The organism is Clostridium sp. AF20-7, from assembly GCF_003479275.1.
Taxonomy (GTDB): Bacteria; Bacillota; Clostridia; order Lachnospirales; family Lachnospiraceae; genus Otoolea; species Otoolea fessa.
The window spans coordinates 28898-45446 of record NZ_QUGF01000004.1 but is presented as its reverse complement, the minus strand read 5'-3'; the positions used below and the strand labels follow the sequence as shown (position 1 = coordinate 45446).

Here is a 16549-nt window from a genome sequence, read left to right as displayed (position 1 = left end):
TTCAATAGATGGAAATAAGTAGTCATAATTCCCCTTCTTTCCACATAAAATAAAAAAAGAAAATAGAAAAAGATCAAAAATCCATGGAAAACCTCTGTCCCAAATTACAAAAATATGATATTATTATAAGATAATGGGCGAACTTTCGAATTTATTCCGTAAATTATTCTGAATAAAGGTGGGATCTGGATGAATATCAGAGAAACGATCGAAAAATGGGAACAGGAAACCCTGAGTCCGTATGCGTCGCTGAGTGCGAATACACGGGGACGGGAGCGGAAAGAACCGCTCTGCGACATCCGGCCAGAGTATCAGCGCGATCGCGACCGTATTCTGCACAGCAAATCGTTCCGGCGTCTGAAACAGAAAACGCAGGTTTTTCTGGCGCCGGAGGGCGACCATTACCGGACGCGCCTGACGCACACGCTGGAAGTATCGCAGATAGCGCGCACGATCGCGAAAGCGCTGCGGCTGAATGAGTCTCTGGCGGAGGCGATCGCGCTGGGGCACGATCTGGGACATACGCCGTTTGGTCATTCGGGGGAGGCGGTGCTCAACCGGCTCTGCAGCGAGGGGTTCGCGCATTATCAGCAGAGTGTCCGCATTGTGGAGGTGCTGGAGCAGAAGGGGCAGGGGCTGAACCTGACCTGGGAGGTTCGCAACGGGATCCTGAACCACCGGACGAGCGGTCATCCGGCGACGCTGGAAGGGAATGTTGTGCGGCTTTCAGATAAAATTGCCTACATAAACCATGATATAGATGATGCGATCCGGGGAAAGATCATGAAGGAAGAGGATTTGCCGCGGGAGTACACGGACATTCTGGGAAACAGTGTGCATGAGCGGCTGAATATCATGATCCACGACATCATCGAGCACAGCCAGGACAAGCCGGAGGTGGCGATGTCACCGGAACGCGAGGAGGCGATGCACGGGCTGCGCCGCTGGATGTTTGACCATGTCTACCATGACGGGATTGCGAAAGCGGAGGAAGGGCGCGCACAGCAGATGATCGAGATGCTGTATGGATATTATATGGCGCATCCGGAGGAACTTCCGGAAGAATCCCACCGGATTATGGAGATGAGAAATGAGACGAAAGAGCGCGCGGTATGCGATTATATCGCGGGTATGACAGATATTTACGCGATTGACCGGTTTAAGGAATTGTTTATTCCGAAAGCCTGGAGCGTATAAGGAGGAAGAAATGTATTATCCGGAAGAGGTAATCGAGGAAGTCAGAATGCGTAGCGACATTGTGGATGTGATTTCCGGATACGTGAAGCTGCAGAAGAAGGGAAGCAACCTGTTTGGACTCTGCCCGTTTCATCATGAGAAATCGCCATCCTTTTCGGTGTCGCCGTCCAAGCAGATGTACCACTGCTTTGGCTGCGGTGTCAGCGGCAATGTGATTACGTTTGTGATGGAATATGAAAATTATTCATTCCGCGAGGCGGTTGAGATGCTGGCGGACCGTTCGGGCGTGAAACTGCCGAAGATGGAATATTCTAAAGAGGCAAAGGCGAAGGCGGACCGCAAGGCGGCGCTTCTGGAGATCAATAAGCTGGCAGCCAATTATTTTTATTACCAGCTCAAGCAGCCGCAGGGAAAGATAGGATATGATTATCTGGTAAAGCGGAAGCTGACGGATGAGACGATCCGGCGGTTCGGACTGGGATTTTCCAATAAAATCAGCGACGATCTGTACCGGTATCTGAAAAGCAAGGGCTATGAGGACGAGCTTTTAAAGGATACGGGGCTGGTGACGATCGAGGAGCGCGGCGCCAGGGACAAGTTCTGGAACCGTGTCATGTTTCCGATCATGGATGTCAACAGCCGGGTGATCGGGTTTGGCGGACGTGTCCTCGGGGACGGGGAACCGAAATACTTAAACTCACCGGAGACGATGCTGTTTGACAAAAGCCGGAATCTATACGGACTTAATTACGCGCGTACTTCGAGAAAGAAATATATGATGCTCTGCGAGGGCTACATGGATGTGATTTCCATGCACCAGGCGGGTTATACGAACGCGGTCGCATCGCTGGGAACGGCGCTGACCGAGCAGCACGCGGCGCTTCTGAAGCGGTATACGGATCAGGTCATTCTGACCTACGACAGCGATGGCGCGGGCGTCAAGGCGGCGCTGCGGGCGATTCCGATCCTCAAGCGGGCAGGAATTTCAACCAAGGTACTGAATATGCGTCCGTATAAGGATCCGGATGAATTTATGAAAAACCTGGGAGCAGAGGAGTTTGAAAAGCGGATCGAGACGGCTAGAAACAGCTTTCTCTATGAGATCGATGTGCTGAAAGCCGGCTTTGATATGGAAGATCCGGAGCAGAAGACGGCATTTTACAATCAGACGGCGCGCAAGCTGCTTGAATTTGGCGAGGCGCTGGAGCGGGATAATTATATACAGGCGGTTTCGCGGGAATACTTTATCAATTATGAAGATCTGCGGCGGCTGGTCAACCAGCTCGGAAGCCGGTATGGCGTCGGGGAGACGGCAGCAGGCGGATATGCGGGTCGCTATGGTGATTCATATAGAACCGGAAATACGACTGGTGCGGTACAAAACAGGGAGGTAGGCGGAAGCGTCGGCAGTGCCGGGGCAATGGCGGAAAACCGCGGTGCTGGAAATGCAGAGTTTCCGGGAAATACGGGACCGGCGGTGAGACCGGTGGGCAGGAAGAAGGAGAAGGACGAGGGCATCCGCCGTTCAGAACGCCTGCTTCTTACATGGCTGATTGAAGAACCATCGCTGTATGCCCGGATCAAGGACATCATCGGACCGGAGGATTTTGTAAAACCACTTTATAAAGAAGCAGCAAAAGCTGTATTTGAGGGTCTGGAAGCTGGAAATGTCAATCCGGCGGCGATTTTGAACCGCTTTATCGACGACGAGGGCAATTATAAAGAAGTCGCGGCGCTTTTCAATGCAAGTCTGGAAGAATCCTTAAACAATGAGGAGCAGAAAAAGGCATTTGCGGAGACGGTGCGCCGGATCAAGAAGAACAGCCTCGACGATCAGATCCGGCGGGCGTCGGATTTGAATGAGCTGCAGCGGCTCATACGGGAACAGGCGGGATTGCCTTCGCTCGTAATTACGTTGGAGTGATTGCGGATTGGGAAAAATTGGGTTACTGTACACGGGTAGGCACTTTTGGAACCGAAAGTGCCGTAAGAAAACGTGGTGGCAGCAGGAATTTGCCGTATTGAAATGCGAAGCCACGGCAAATTCCGTTACTGGACACGTATGCGTGTTCAGTAACAAAATTGGAAATGGTCGGGCAGGTTCTGAGGATGGAAGGAAGGACGAACTATGGAAGAGAAAAAAGTTACATTTGAAGAAAAACTCACACAGCTTCTGGAATTGGCAAAAACAAAGAAAAATGTACTGGACAATAAAGAAATATTGAATTATTTCCATGGTGAGATACTGAGCCCGGAACAGCTCGATCAGATCTATGATTTTCTGGAAAATCATCATGTAGACGTTCTCCGGATGGATGACGATGAGGACATGGAGCCAGAACTTTTTGAAGACGGCGAGGAGGAGCCGATCGACGTGGACAACCTGGATCTCAGCATCCCGGATGGCGTCAGCCTCGATGATCCAGTCCGGATGTATCTGAAAGAGATCGGAAAAGTGCCGCTGCTTTCCCCGGAAGAGGAAATTGAACTGGCGAAGCGGATGGAGCTGGGAGATGAAAATGCCAGAAAACGTCTGGCGGAGGCGAATCTGCGCCTGGTTGTCAGCATTGCGAAGCGCTATGTCGGCAGAGGTATGCAGTTCCTTGACCTGATTCAGGAAGGAAATCTGGGTCTTATCAAGGCGGTTGAAAAATATGATTATTCAAAAGGATTTAAGTTCAGCACCTATGCAACCTGGTGGATCCGTCAGGCGATCACGCGCGCGATCGCGGATCAGGCGCGGACGATCCGGATTCCGGTTCACATGGTGGAGACGATCAACCGTCTGATCCGGACTTCCAGACAGCTTTTACAGGAACTTGGACGGGAACCTACCCCGGAGGAGATCGCGGAAAAGATGGAGATGCCGGTTGAGCGTGTGCGGGAGATCATGAAGATTTCACAGGATCCGGTTTCCTTGGAGACACCGATCGGCGAGGAGGAAGACAGTCATCTGGGCGATTTCATTCAGGACGATCATGTGCAGGTTCCGGTCGATGCGGCAACCTATACATTGCTGCATGAACAGCTCATGGAAGTGCTCGATACGCTGACCGAGCGGGAGCAGAAGGTGCTGCGTCTGCGCTTTGGCCTGGACGACGGCAGACCGCGCACGCTCGAAGAGGTAGGACGGCAGTTCAATGTCACCCGCGAGCGGATCCGCCAGATCGAGGCGAAAGCGCTGCGGAAGCTGCGCCATCCGAGCCGGAGCAAAAAATTGAAGGATTATCTGGATGAATGATCTGGAAAGAAGAAATAAAAAGTAGAACACAGGAGAATAAATCATGCGGACAGAAGTAAAACTCTCGAAGCGTCTGGAACGGATCGCTTCTTTTGTACAGCCGGGCAGCCGGGTGGCAGATATCGGCACCGATCACGGTTATGTGCCGATCTGGCTGGTGCAGAAGGGCGTGTGCCCGTCGGCATTGGCGATGGATGTGCGGAAAGGCCCGCTGGAGCGGGCGGAAGAACACGTGGAAGAGGTGGGGCTTTCCGGGAAAATTGAACTGCGCCTGTCAGACGGACTGGCAAAATTGAAGGCAGGCGAGGCAGACACAGTTGTGATCGCAGGAATGGGCGGAAAACTGACCTGCCGGATTCTGGAACAGGGACGCCATGTGTGGGAGAATTGGAGCGAGGGAAAAGAACGCCTGATTCTGTCGCCGCAGTCGGAGCAGGACGAAGTGCGTCATTTTCTGGAAGAACAGGGATTTTCGATTCTCCGGGAAGCGATGCTGACGGACGAGGGAAAATATTACATAGTGATAGAAGCGGCGCGAGGCACGATGCGGCCGGGGAGAGAGCAGGATTACCGTTTTGGAGCCGATTTGATCCGGAAGAAAGATCCGGTGCTGCTTGCGTATCTGGAGAAAGAAGAGAAGATGACGCGACAGGTGCTGGCAGGGCTGACAGAAAATGATGCCCAGAACAAGAAGAAAACTTTAGAAGCCAGTGAAGCGGGAGAGGCGGCGATCAGCCGCCGTGGAGCACGCATTAACGAACTGACCGCCTATCTGGCGCTGATAGAGGAGACAAGACATGAAATGCAGTGAGATTATCAAGATCCTGGAAACACTTTCGCCGCGCAGCATGGCATGTGACTGGGACAATCCGGGGCTTTTAGCGGGGCGCAGCGGGAAGGAAGTGAAGACGATCTTTCTGGCGGTGGACGCTACCGATTCTGTGATTGAGCAGGCAGAGCAGGCGGGGGCGGATATGATTTTGACGCACCATCCGCTTATTTTCAAAGGAATCAAGCAGGTGTCCGATCAGAATTTCATCGGCAGAAGAGTCCTGCGGATGATTCAGGATGATATTTCCTACTATGCGATGCACACGAATTTCGACGCAGCGCCGGGCTGCATGGCAGATCTGGCGGCAAAGAAGCTGGGATTGACGGATTGTGAAGTTTTAGAGAAAATGGGAGAGACCGGAGACGGTACTTCCTACGGAATCGGATGCACTGGACGCTTCGAACAGCCGATGACGCTGCGGGCAGCTGCCGAGCAGGTCAAGGAGGCATTTGGCCTGCCGTATGTGGCGGTCTTCGGTGAGCTGGACGGTGAGGCAGTGATTCAGAAAGCGGCGGTCTGCCCGGGCGCAGGAGGAAGCACGATGGGAGAGGCACTGGCAGCCGGGGCGCAGGTTTATATCACAGGAGATATCAGCCACCATGAAGGAATCGACGCGGTTGCACAGGGCATGGCGGTCATCGACGCTGGACATTATGGAATTGAACACATTTTTACTGAATTTATGGAGAAATATCTGATGGGGAAGCTGGGAGACGCCGTGAAGGTTGTGCGGGAGAAACCGGCGTTTCCAATCCAGATTGTTTAGGGAGGGGATTACATGCCGGAAGTACGGATTGGGAGTGAGATAAAAACATATCCGCAGGGAACCGCCTATGCGGAGATTGCGGAGGAATATCAGAAGAATTACGAGAATGATATTCTTCTGGTCTCGGTAAATGGACGGCTGCGGGAGCTGCATAAAACACTGCAGAAGGACTGCCAGATGGAATTTATCACAGCGGCAGATACGGCTGGCTATCTGGCATATCAGAGAAGTGCCGTCTTTCTGATGATGAAAGCCTTTCAGAATGTGGCAGGCAGGGAAAATGTGAAAAATATCACGGTCTGCTTTTCTGTTGAAAATGGTCTGTATGTGGAGGTGGAAGGCAGGGTAACACTCAGCCAGGAGCTCTTAGACCGTGTGAAAGCGGAGATGAAGCGCCTGTCTGAGCAGGATCTGCCGCTGCAGAAACGGAGTGAAAATACGGATGAGGCGATGGATCATTTCCAGGAGCAGGGCATGTATGACAAGGCGCGTTTGTTCAATTACCGGCGGGCGTCGCGGGTCAATGTTTACCGGCTTGGCGATTATGACGACTATTTCTACGGATATATGGTCATGAGCACCCGGTATCTCAAATATTTTGATTTACAGATGTACGAGGAAGGATTTATCCTGCGTCTGCCGAACAAGAAGCAGCCGAAGGCGATTCAGCCGTTCCATCCGCAGAAAAAACTGTTTGATGTCCAGCAGGAGGCGGAAAAGCTCGGTCACAAGCTCGGTGTGTTTGACGTGGGAACACTCAACGATACGATCGCGCGGGGGCGCATGAACGACCTGATCCTGATGCAGGAGGCGCTGCAGGAAAAGAAGATCGGAGATATCGCGGAGCAGATTCATGAGAGCGGACGCAAACTGATCATGATTGCAGGACCGTCCTCTTCGGGAAAAACGACCTTTTCACACCGTTTGTCGATTCAGCTCGCCGCGCTGGGAATGAAACCGCATCCGATCGCGGTGGACAATTATTTTGTCAACCGTGTGGACAGCCCGCGGGATGAAAATGGAAATTACGATTATGAGGCATTAAACTGCATCGATGTGAAACAGTTTAATGAAGATATGGAAGCACTTCTGGCGGGAAAACGCGTGGAGCTGCCGGTTTACAACTTTGTCAAGGGCGAGCGCGAATATAAGGGCGATTTTCTGCAGCTTGGGGCGGAGGATATTTTGGTCATCGAGGGAATTCACTGTTTGAATGATGATTTGTCGTATTCACTGCCGCGTGATAAGAAATTTAAGATTTATATCAGTGCGCTGACTCAGTTAAATATCGACGATCACAACCGCGTTCCGACGACGGACGGACGTCTGATCCGGCGGATGGTCCGCGATGCGAGAACGCGCGGTGCGTCGGCACAGGACACGATCCGGATGTGGGATTCCGTACGCCGGGGCGAGGAGCGGAATATTTTCCCGTATCAGGAAGAGGCGGATGCGATGTTCAATTCGGCATTTTTATATGAGCTTTCGGTGCTCAAACAGTATGCGGAGCCGATCTTATATAGTGTTCCGCGTGATTCGGCGGAGTACAACGAGGCGAAGCGGCTGCTCAAATTTCTCGATTATTTTCTGGGTGTCAGCAGCGAACAGGTGCCGCACAATTCGATTGTGCGCGAATTTATCGGCGGAAGCTGTTTTAAAGTATGATTGACTGGACAAATGCCTGAAAATATGGTAGAGTTAGGATGTTTTGAGTAAGACAGATGGTCGCGGCTGCAGAACCGAAAGGCTGCAGGTGAGGAAAGTCCGGGCTTCACAGGGCAGGATGCCAGATAACGTCTGGTGGAGGCGACTCCAAGGACAGTGCAACAGAAATGTACCGCCCGGTTTACCGGGTAAGGGTGGAAGGGCAGTGTAAGAGACTACCGCCCGGCTGGTAACAGCCGGGGCACATGTAAACCCCATCCGAAGCAAGACCGAACAGAGAGCGCAAGGCGGCCCGTCTGCTCTCGGGTAGGTCGCTTGAGCCTGCTGGCGACAGCAGGACTAGATAGATGACCATTCAACGACATAACCCGGCTTACCGTTTTGCTCAAATCATTTAAGAGGGCTGTTGCCGAATGCAGATACCAAAGAGCATCTTTATTTGGCAGCGGCTCTTTTTTCTATATTGCATACAAAAGAAAAGGGGGAAATTTTATGTTAGAAGGATTTGCATCACTCGTTGGTGTGATCAGCAATGTTATGTACAGCTATCTGTTGATTATCATGCTGCTGGCGGTCGGACTGTATTTCACACTCCGAAGCCGTTTCGTACAGCTCCGTCTGCTTCCGGAATCAATCCGGGTAGTCGGAGAAAAGACAGACAGCAACTCCGTATCCGCATTTCAGGCGCTGATGGTATCGACGGCGAGCCGCGTCGGCACAGGCAATATCGTAGGTGTAGCCAATGCGATCGCGATCGGCGGTTACGGCGCGGTGTTCTGGATGTGGCTGATCGCGATTGTGGGCGGCGCATCGGCTTTTGTTGAGAGCACGCTGGCACAGATTTATAAGAAGCGCGACGCATCCGGCGGAAGCTACGGAGGTCCGTCTTATTATATCGAGGCGGCGCTGAAGAGCCGTGCGCTGGGCGTTGTCTTCGCGATTGCCCTGATTGCTACTTATGCTGGCGGTTTTAATATGCTGGCGTCTTTTAACCTGATTGACAGCATGTCGAATTACGGCTTTTACCATCAATTTATGATGGGGGACAGGAGCCTGGTTCCGATGATCGGCGGCGCCATTCTGGCGATTCTGGTCGGCATCTGTATCATAGGCGGCGGAAAACAGATTGTCCGCATTACCGGCGTGCTGGTTCCGTTTATGGGCGTTTTCTACATCCTGATGGCGATTGCGGTCATGATCTTAAACATCGGAAGACTCCCGGAGGTATTTGTCAATATCTTCTCCAATGCCTTTGATTTCAAGGCGATCTTCGGCGGATTTGCAGGTTCTGCCATGATGCAGGGAATCAAGAGAGGTCTGTATTCCAACGAGGCGGGTGTTGGTTCTGCACCGAACGCGGCGGCAGCAGCCGATGTCAGCCATCCGGTTAAGCAGGGACTGGTACAGATGCTTTCCGTCTTTATCGATACAATCCTCATCTGTACGGCAACAGCGATGATGTGCCTCTGCACCGGTATCGTTCCGTCCGAAGAACTGAAAGGCGCTCCGTTCGTACAGGAATCTTTGGGAACGGTATTTGGCGTGATTGGACCGTATTTCATTACATTTGCACTTCTTTTGTTTGCATTTACGACACTGCTCGGCAACCTGTTCTACTGTGAGGGATGTCTCAACTACATCGCACGCCGTACGCTGAAAAACAAAGAAATGAACGTGTTCCGCCTGTTTGCGGTGGTAGTTGTCTTCATCGGCGCACAGCTCCAGTTCGGTCTGGTATGGGATCTCGCGGATGTCCTCATGGGTATCATGGCGATCATCAACCTGCCGGTTATCGTGATTCTGGGAAATACAGCGCTCAAATGTCTGGATGATTACCTGGTGCAGAAAAAGGAAGGCAAGAATCCGTGCTTCAAGGCTGAGAGTATCGGGCTGGAAGGTAAGACAGAGTTCTGGAATTAAGATGTTCAAGGGTAGGCACTTTTGGAATCTATAATCTGGAAAATAATAAAAGCCATGAAATCGCTTATGATCTGTAAATCTACAGAAAAGTCGTTCATGGCTTTTTTGATATTCATTTGATATATTCAGGAGAATTTACAGCGAATACTTCTCATCACAGTACTGGCAGCGGTATACCTCTTTTTCCTCATCCGCGAGATAGAAGATATGCGGAAGCTCCTGCTCGATCGAGGTAATGCAGCGCGGGTTCTTGCAGTGGATGACATTCGTGATTTTTTTCGGCATCTTGACATTTTTTTTCTCTACGATTTTTCCATCCTTGATGATGTTGATCGTGATACGGTGATCGATGTAGCCGAGCACATCAACATTTACCAGATCAAGGCTGCCGTCGATCTTGATGATGTCCTTGCGTCCCATCTTGCTGCTGCGCGCATTTTTGATAATAGCCACCTGGCAGTCCAGCTTGTCCAGCCCCAGTTTAAAGTAAATATCCATACTGCGTCCTGCCTGGATGTGGTCCAGAACAAAACCTTCTTTTAATCCGCTGATATTTAACATGGTTTTTCCACCTCCAGTAAAGTCATGATCAGAGCCATACGGACGTATACGCCGTACTGAACCTGTTTGAAGTAAGCGGCACGCGGGTCGTTGTCCACCTCAACGGAAATCTCATTGACACGCGGAAGCGGATGGAGCACAAACATATCATCACGGGCAAGCTCCATCTTCTTTTTGTCGAGAATGTAGCAGTCTTTCATACGGATGTAATCTTCCTCGTTGAAGAAACGCTCTCTCTGGACACGTGTCATGTAGAGAATATCAAGCTCCGGCATCGCCTCATCCAGGTTTTCCACCTCTTTGTACTCGATTCCCTTTGCATTCAGTGTATCCTCAATGATATAATCCGGGACGCGCAGTTCCGGCGGGGAAATGAGGACGAAACGGATGCCTGTGTAGCGGGACAGCGCATTGATTAAGGAGTGAACCGTGCGTCCGAATTTTAAATCGCCGCACAGACCGACTGTTAAATTGTTCAGGCGTCCTTTTAAAGAACGGATCGTCATCAGATCGGTCAAGGTCTGCGTCGGATGCTGGTGACCGCCGTCGCCGGCATTGATAACCGGGATGGAAGAGTGCAGGGAAGCAACCATCGGCGCACCTTCCTTCGGGTGGCGCATCGCGCAGATATCTGCGAAGCAGGAGATAACGCGGATGGTATCTGCCACACTCTCGCCCTTGGAAGCAGAGCTTGAATCGGCAGAAGCAAAGCCAAGAACCCGTCCCCCTAAGTTCAGCATAGCAGCCTCAAAACTTAAGCGTGTACGGGTGCTTGGCTCATAAAACAGAGTCGCGATTTTCTTTCCGTCGCAGACGTGTGCATATTTGGCTGGATTGGCTTCGATATCGGAAGCGAGATCCAGAAGCTGGTCGATCTCCTCAACGGAAAAATCCAGTGGATTCAGCAAATGTCTCATTTGATTCTCCTTCTCTATTCGTATTAGCATATTTTTCCCAACTATTATAAAACATTTCCAGATGGATTGCTATAGCTTTTAATGATCTGTGATATAAAAAATATGAATAGGGGGGATAGAAAATATGGACAATGTGATGACGGCTGGAAGATTACCTGCGATGAAATAGGAAATAAAAATGACTTTCCAGGGCAAAATAGATTAGCGTAAGGAACGGTCAGACAGGGAGAAAAACTGGTAAGAAGTAACTGTTCACAGGTAGGAATTTTCTGAACTGAAAATTCCGTACGATACAGTTCTGGCAGCAGATTTTGCCGATTTGGAATGCGCAGCATCGGCAAAATCCCGTTGCTGGGCACACGTGTGTGAACAGTAACGGTAAGAAAAGCGTAAGGAACATTAAGAAAAATAAGGTAGGAGAATTGAAACAAATCCGGTATAATGTAGAAAGAAGAACTGGAATTGCAATGGTTGAAACTTGTATAAATCCAGGTTGTCAGGAATGGATTTCGATGGAATATTCAGGAGCATGAAATAAGTTAGAAAATGGAGAAGGCTGATGGAAGAGCGGAAAGTGCCGGGGAAGAATGAATTCCGGAAACGGGAACCTGTCATACAGGTAAAAAATCTATATAAAGTCTACCGCGTCGGCGAGACGAAGGTATACGCGCTGAACGGCGTTGATTTTACGATGTACCGTGGCGAATTCTGTGCGATTGTAGGTACCTCCGGTTCGGGTAAATCTACCTTATTGAATATGCTGGCGGGGCTGGAGAAGCCGACGAAGGGCGAGATTGTCATAGCCGGACAGCACATAGAAAAATTAAACGAGAACCAGCTGGTGGCATTCCGCCGGGAGCGGGTCGGATTTATCTTCCAGTCATATAACCTGCTCGGTACGATGAATGCGGTTGAAAATGTAGCGCTTCCGCTGTCCTTCCGCGGTGTGCCGCGCGTCAGGCGCCGGGAGATGGCGGAAAAATATCTGAAAATGGTCGGACTGGAAAAAGTCGGCGATCATATGCCGAACCAGATGTCCGGCGGGCAGCAGCAGCGTGTCGGCATCGCACGGGCGCTGGTGGTACATCCAGAGATCATTTTTGCAGACGAGCCGACTGGAAATCTGGATTCCCATACGACGATGGATGTGCTGAAACTGATGCAGCGGATCGTCCGGGAACAGAACCAGACGCTGGTTATGGTCACGCATGATAACCATCTGGCGGCGTATGCGGACCGGATCTTCCATATTATCGATGGTAAGATTGTGAAGATAGAGGAGAATCGGCAAATGGGTAAGGAAGATGGGAAAATAGAAGGCTAAAACACAGGAATGCTGACGATAGAATGAGAAATTGATAAAAGCAGCATTTAATGTGAGAGGATATGGAGGTATGAAAAATGAGAGGTATGAGAAAGTGGAAGAGATGGGCGGTGTTTTTGCTGCTTTTTGCGGTGCTGGCGGTGGGAGGAAGCCGGACGGCGCAGGCGGAAATGCTGGATATGACAAAATATAACGATGATTTAATTACCGTCAGTAAAGTGCCGCACGGAAAGGCCGGAAATAAAATTTCGATTAAGATGACGGTTCATAATAATGGCAGCAAAGGAGATAATTATTTAAGAACAATTCGTTTAGCCAATGCGGATCAATACGATCAATTTTATACATATGATGATGACGATGATGACAGTGATTCGGATTCCAATATTTCATGGTCTGGAAAACATTTTCCATTTGAAGCTGATTCAAATACGTTTAAAGAAAAAAGAATTGATGTAAAGCCAGGTTCGTCTAAAAGTGTAACATTGACGTATAAACTGCGCCGGGATTTGGCAGCAGGATATTATCAGGCGTTTTTCTATATTGATGACAGCCTAAAAGTCGGCATCAACATCTGGGTATCCGCCTACGATGGTTCCTCCACCGAGGAAGACGACAACACGAAGCTGGATTACGATTTTTCCATCGGTGACAACCAGCAGACACCGTATGCGGGCTACAATCAGGTCATGAATTTTGGCGTGAATCTGACGAATACGGGGCTTAAAAAGGTTTACGATGTCCGCGTGGATATGCAGCTTGACGCGGATATAACAAAGTTTCCGTTTGATATCAACGAGGGCAACTATAACCGCAAGATGGGCGACATGGAACCAGGGCAGATGGTGACGGTTCCGTACAGCATGATGGTGCGCGAGAACGTAAAATCGGGCTTTTTCCCGATTCACTATCTGGTTACATACCGCGAAGAAGAGGGCGGCGAGTTCTCCGATCCGGTGGACAAGGTATTTTACGTGCGTGTCAAGGGAAAGGATGACGATGAGCTTTCAGCCGATGCGGGCGAGCAGGATCGTACCAAATCCCGAATCATCGTAGATAGTTTCGAGACGATTCCGGCAGAAATCTATGCCGGGCAGCCGTTTGAGCTGCGCGTGCGGATGAAGAATGCCTCCTCCGATGTGTCGGCTTCCAATATCATGTTTACATTTGCGTCAGAAGAGGTTGAAAATACACCGATCTTTACCTCGGAGAGCGGTTCGACTTCGGTGGTAGTCAACAATATGGCGCCGGGGGCGACGGCGGATTTGTCGATGGTATTTAAGGCAGCGCCGACGGCAGAGCAGAAATCATACCGCATGACAATCCAGGAGCAGTACGACAGCCCGGAGTTTAAAAATGCCAAGGAAGAGGTCAAGATTGCACTTCCGGTCAAGCAGGAGCCGCGTCTGAACACCAGTACGATCGATGTGATGCCGGATGCGGTTGAGGTTGGTTCTGAGACGAATGTCATGTTTGGCATCAACAACACCGGAAAAGTAATTCTTTACAATGTTATGGCGCGTTTTGAGGCAGATTCTATCCAACCAGCTGACGCTTATGTGGGAAATATCAAGCCGGGCGAAACCGGCAATGTCGATACGATGCTGACCGCGATTGCGCCGACAACCGATGATGGAAAAGTGAAGATTATCATTTCCTATGAGGATGAAAATGGAGTCGTTTCAGAGACTGAAAAAGAAATGCTTCTGAACGTGAGTGAGGCGTTTTCCGATGACGGGATGGACGGCATGGATGGAATGGACAACGGCATGGATGCAGATGCCGATGCGGCGCAAGCGGGCGGCGCTGGGCGGATCGCTCCGATGCTTGTGATCGCTGCGCTGGTGGGCGCAGGTGTCGGTGTAGTTGTCTGGAAGAGGAAAAAGAAGAAAATAGCAGGAGAAAAGGCGCTTGAAGACGAATTAGAAGAGGAACTGGACAATGAGCTGGGCGAGCCGGAAATGACGACAGCAGATGTATCGGAAGACGAAACAAAGGACGTTGAAAAAGAACAAAACGATCATCTGAAAAGAAAGAAAAAATAGAAAGGACCGGTGAAAATGAGATTCAGTGATCTGCTGACGATGAGCGTCAACAACCTGTTTCGCAGAAAGCTCCGTACCTTTCTGACGGTTCTGGGAGTCGTGATTGGTACGGCATCGATCGTTGTCATGGTTTCCATCGGAATAGGACTGAAAGAATTTACCATCAAACAGTATTCTTCCTATGGAAGCCTGACCGCGATTCAGGTATATAATTATAACAATGGAAATTCCAGTGACAAGAAAAATCCGGAAGACAGCTTCATGACGGATGAGACGATGAAGACATTTGAAAAGATTCCGCATGTGACAAGTGCTTATCCGGATCTGAACCTGAATGTGATTATGCGTCAGGGTGCCTACGAGGGAAACGTGCAGCTGCATGGGATCCCCTTGGGAGCGATGAAGAATATCAAGCTGGGAGAAGGAAGCCTGCCGACAACTGAAACGAAGGACATGGAGATGGTAGTCGGAAATATGGTCGCACAGAATTTTAGCAATGCCAAGACAGGAAAAGGTTACTGGGACACCGGGGAGATGCCGGACATCGATTTTATCAACAAACCGATGTTTACGATCTTTGACACGGATGCGTACTATCAGTCCAAGGGAAATTCCAGCGGCGAGGATGGCAGCCAGAAAGTAGCGGCGCCAAAGAAATATATGATGAAAACGGCTGGAATGGTAGCGGGTGGACCGGAAGACTGGAGTGATTACAGCTACGGCGTCTACGTTGATCTGAATAAGCTCAAGACACAGCTGAAACAGATATTTAAGAAAAAGCCGATTCCGGGACAGCCGACCAACAAAAAAGGAAAACCTTACAATTATTTTGTCTATGAAGAAGCGACGGTAAATGTGGACGACATGGATCATGTAATTGAGGTGCAGAAAGCCATCAGCAACATGGGCTACGAGGCAAACAGCCAGATGGAGTGGCTGGAACAGTCCAAGCAGCAGTCTAATATGATTCAGGCAGCCCTCGGCGGCATCGGCGCCGTCTCCCTCCTGGTTGCTGCGATTGGCATCGCCAACACGATGATGATGTCCATCTATGAGCGGACGAAAGAGATTGGCGTGCTGAAAGTGCTGGGATGTTCCCTTGCAACCATCCGAAATATGTTTCTGATTGAGGCAGGTTTTATCGGTTTCATGGGAGGACTCATCGGACTGACGCTGAGTTTTATGGTTTCCGTGCTGATTAACCAGTTTCTGGCAGCGACTTTTTTATATGGAATGGATGGAAAACTGTCCGTGATCCCGATCTGGCTGGCAGTTCCATCGGTAGGATTTGCCATCATCATCGGCATGGCAGCCGGATTCTTCCCGGCAATGCGCGCGATGAAGCTGAGTCCGTTGGCGGCGATACGGAATGAGTGATACGTTTGCTTATGCGATAAAATAGGCAGATGCCAGTTTTCCTCCTTGCAAATCCCCCCAACTTGTTATATACTTAAATATACTATGTTATTATAGTAATGAAAGAACGAAAAAAGGAAGGAATTACCGATGACACTGTTAGAAAATTGGCGCAATCTGGCATATGGTGACGGGCTGGATGATAAAAAGAAAGAGGAACTCTGGTCTGGATATTTTACGATTGAGAAAGGCATTTACGAGCAGATTCTTGCAAACCCGACTGAGGTTGTAGAAGGTACCGTTAAGGAACTGGCTGAGAAGTATGATACCGAAGTTATGATCATGACCGGTTTCCTGGATGGAATCAATGAGAGCTTAAAGGGCTATGAGAACCCGATCGAGACCATGGATGAGGATACCAAGGTTAAGATTGAGATCGACCCGGAGAAGTTATATTACAACATGGTAGAGGCAAAGGCTACCTGGCTGTATGAGCTTCCGCAGTGGGATGCAATCCTGACTGAGGAGAGAAGAACAGAGCTGTACCGCGAGCAGAAGGCATCTGGCACAGTCCGCAATACACATAAGATTTACCCGAACGATCCGTGTCCATGCGGAAGCGGTAAGAAATATAAGAAGTGCTGCGGAAAGAATAAATAATAGATTTATGAATCAGAGAAGCACATCCGGAACACAGAGAGAACCGGATGTGCTTTTTTTTATGG

13 protein-coding genes and 1 other RNA gene are annotated in these 16549 nt (G+C 49.9%); 12 read left to right on the top strand and 2 right to left on the bottom strand.

From position 1 onward, the window contains the following. Positions 1–189: 189 nt before the first annotated feature. The 8 genes from DWX68_RS04700 (at position 190) to DWX68_RS04665 (ending at position 9621) form a co-directional block, all read left to right on the top strand. Positions 190–1197, top strand: a complete 1008-nt coding sequence (locus tag DWX68_RS04700) for a deoxyguanosinetriphosphate triphosphohydrolase (RefSeq protein ID WP_022359692.1) — start codon at positions 190–192, stop codon at positions 1195–1197. A gap of 10 nt (positions 1198–1207) precedes the next feature. Then, the gene (dnaG, locus tag DWX68_RS04695; protein ID WP_107001551.1) at positions 1208–3121 is read left to right on the top strand and encodes a DNA primase; all 1914 of its coding nucleotides are present in this window, start codon (positions 1208–1210) and stop codon (positions 3119–3121) included. A 204-nt stretch (positions 3122–3325) separates the two neighbouring features. Next, positions 3326–4438, top strand: a complete 1113-nt coding sequence (rpoD, locus tag DWX68_RS04690; protein ID WP_107001550.1) for an RNA polymerase sigma factor RpoD — start codon at positions 3326–3328, stop codon at positions 4436–4438. Positions 4439–4481: 43 nt separating this feature from the next. After that, positions 4482–5249, top strand: a complete 768-nt coding sequence (locus DWX68_RS04685) for a class I SAM-dependent methyltransferase (RefSeq protein WP_118628743.1) — start codon at positions 4482–4484, stop codon at positions 5247–5249. Next, positions 5236–6036: a Nif3-like dinuclear metal center hexameric protein gene (locus DWX68_RS04680; RefSeq protein WP_118628742.1), complete on the top strand. Its 801-nt coding sequence runs from the start codon at positions 5236–5238 to the stop codon at positions 6034–6036. The genes DWX68_RS04685 and DWX68_RS04680 overlap by 14 nt, the downstream gene beginning before the upstream one ends. Positions 6037–6048: 12 nt before the next feature. Next, positions 6049–7701 (top strand): nucleoside kinase, encoded by a 1653-nt coding sequence (locus tag DWX68_RS04675; RefSeq protein ID WP_118628741.1) that lies wholly within the window; start codon positions 6049–6051, stop codon positions 7699–7701. Positions 7702–7745: 44 nt separating this feature from the next. Beyond that, positions 7746–8093, top strand: an RNA gene (rnpB, locus tag DWX68_RS04670) — RNase P RNA component class A. 100 nt (positions 8094–8193) lie between these two features. Continuing rightward, on the top strand, positions 8194–9621 hold the full coding sequence (locus tag DWX68_RS04665) for an alanine/glycine:cation symporter family protein (RefSeq protein ID WP_118628740.1): 1428 nt from the start codon (positions 8194–8196) through the stop codon (positions 9619–9621). Positions 9622–9756: 135 nt separating this feature from the next. Here DWX68_RS04665 and DWX68_RS04660 read toward each other — a convergent pair whose 3' ends face one another. Both DWX68_RS04660 and pyrB read right to left on the bottom strand, forming a co-directional pair. After that, positions 9757–10182 (bottom strand): aspartate carbamoyltransferase regulatory subunit, encoded by a 426-nt coding sequence (locus tag DWX68_RS04660; RefSeq protein WP_107001545.1) that lies wholly within the window; start codon positions 10180–10182, stop codon positions 9757–9759. Next, entirely contained in the window at positions 10176–11099 is a 924-nt protein-coding gene (gene pyrB / locus DWX68_RS04655; protein ID WP_107001544.1) for an aspartate carbamoyltransferase, read from the bottom strand. Before pyrB ends, DWX68_RS04660 begins: the two co-directional genes overlap by 7 nt. Positions 11100–11658: 559 nt before the next feature. Between pyrB and DWX68_RS04650 the strand changes: the two genes are divergently transcribed. The 4 genes from DWX68_RS04650 to DWX68_RS04635 all read left to right on the top strand — a co-directional run bounded on the left by DWX68_RS04650 (position 11659) and on the right by DWX68_RS04635 (position 16484). Then, positions 11659–12423, top strand: coding sequence for an ABC transporter ATP-binding protein (locus tag DWX68_RS04650; protein ID WP_118628739.1), 765 nt, complete (start codon positions 11659–11661; stop codon positions 12421–12423). A 77-nt stretch (positions 12424–12500) separates the two neighbouring features. Next, positions 12501–14468, top strand: coding sequence for a CARDB domain-containing protein (locus DWX68_RS04645; RefSeq protein WP_243027550.1), 1968 nt, complete (start codon positions 12501–12503; stop codon positions 14466–14468). 15 nt (positions 14469–14483) lie between these two features. Next, positions 14484–15845 carry an ABC transporter permease gene (locus tag DWX68_RS04640; RefSeq protein WP_117795159.1) on the top strand — a complete coding sequence of 454 codons (1362 nt, stop codon included), beginning with the start codon at positions 14484–14486 and terminating at the stop codon, positions 15843–15845. Positions 15846–15974: 129 nt separating this feature from the next. Then, positions 15975–16484, top strand: coding sequence for an SEC-C metal-binding domain-containing protein (locus DWX68_RS04635; protein WP_022359524.1), 510 nt, complete (start codon positions 15975–15977; stop codon positions 16482–16484). Positions 16485–16549 lie beyond the last annotated feature (65 nt).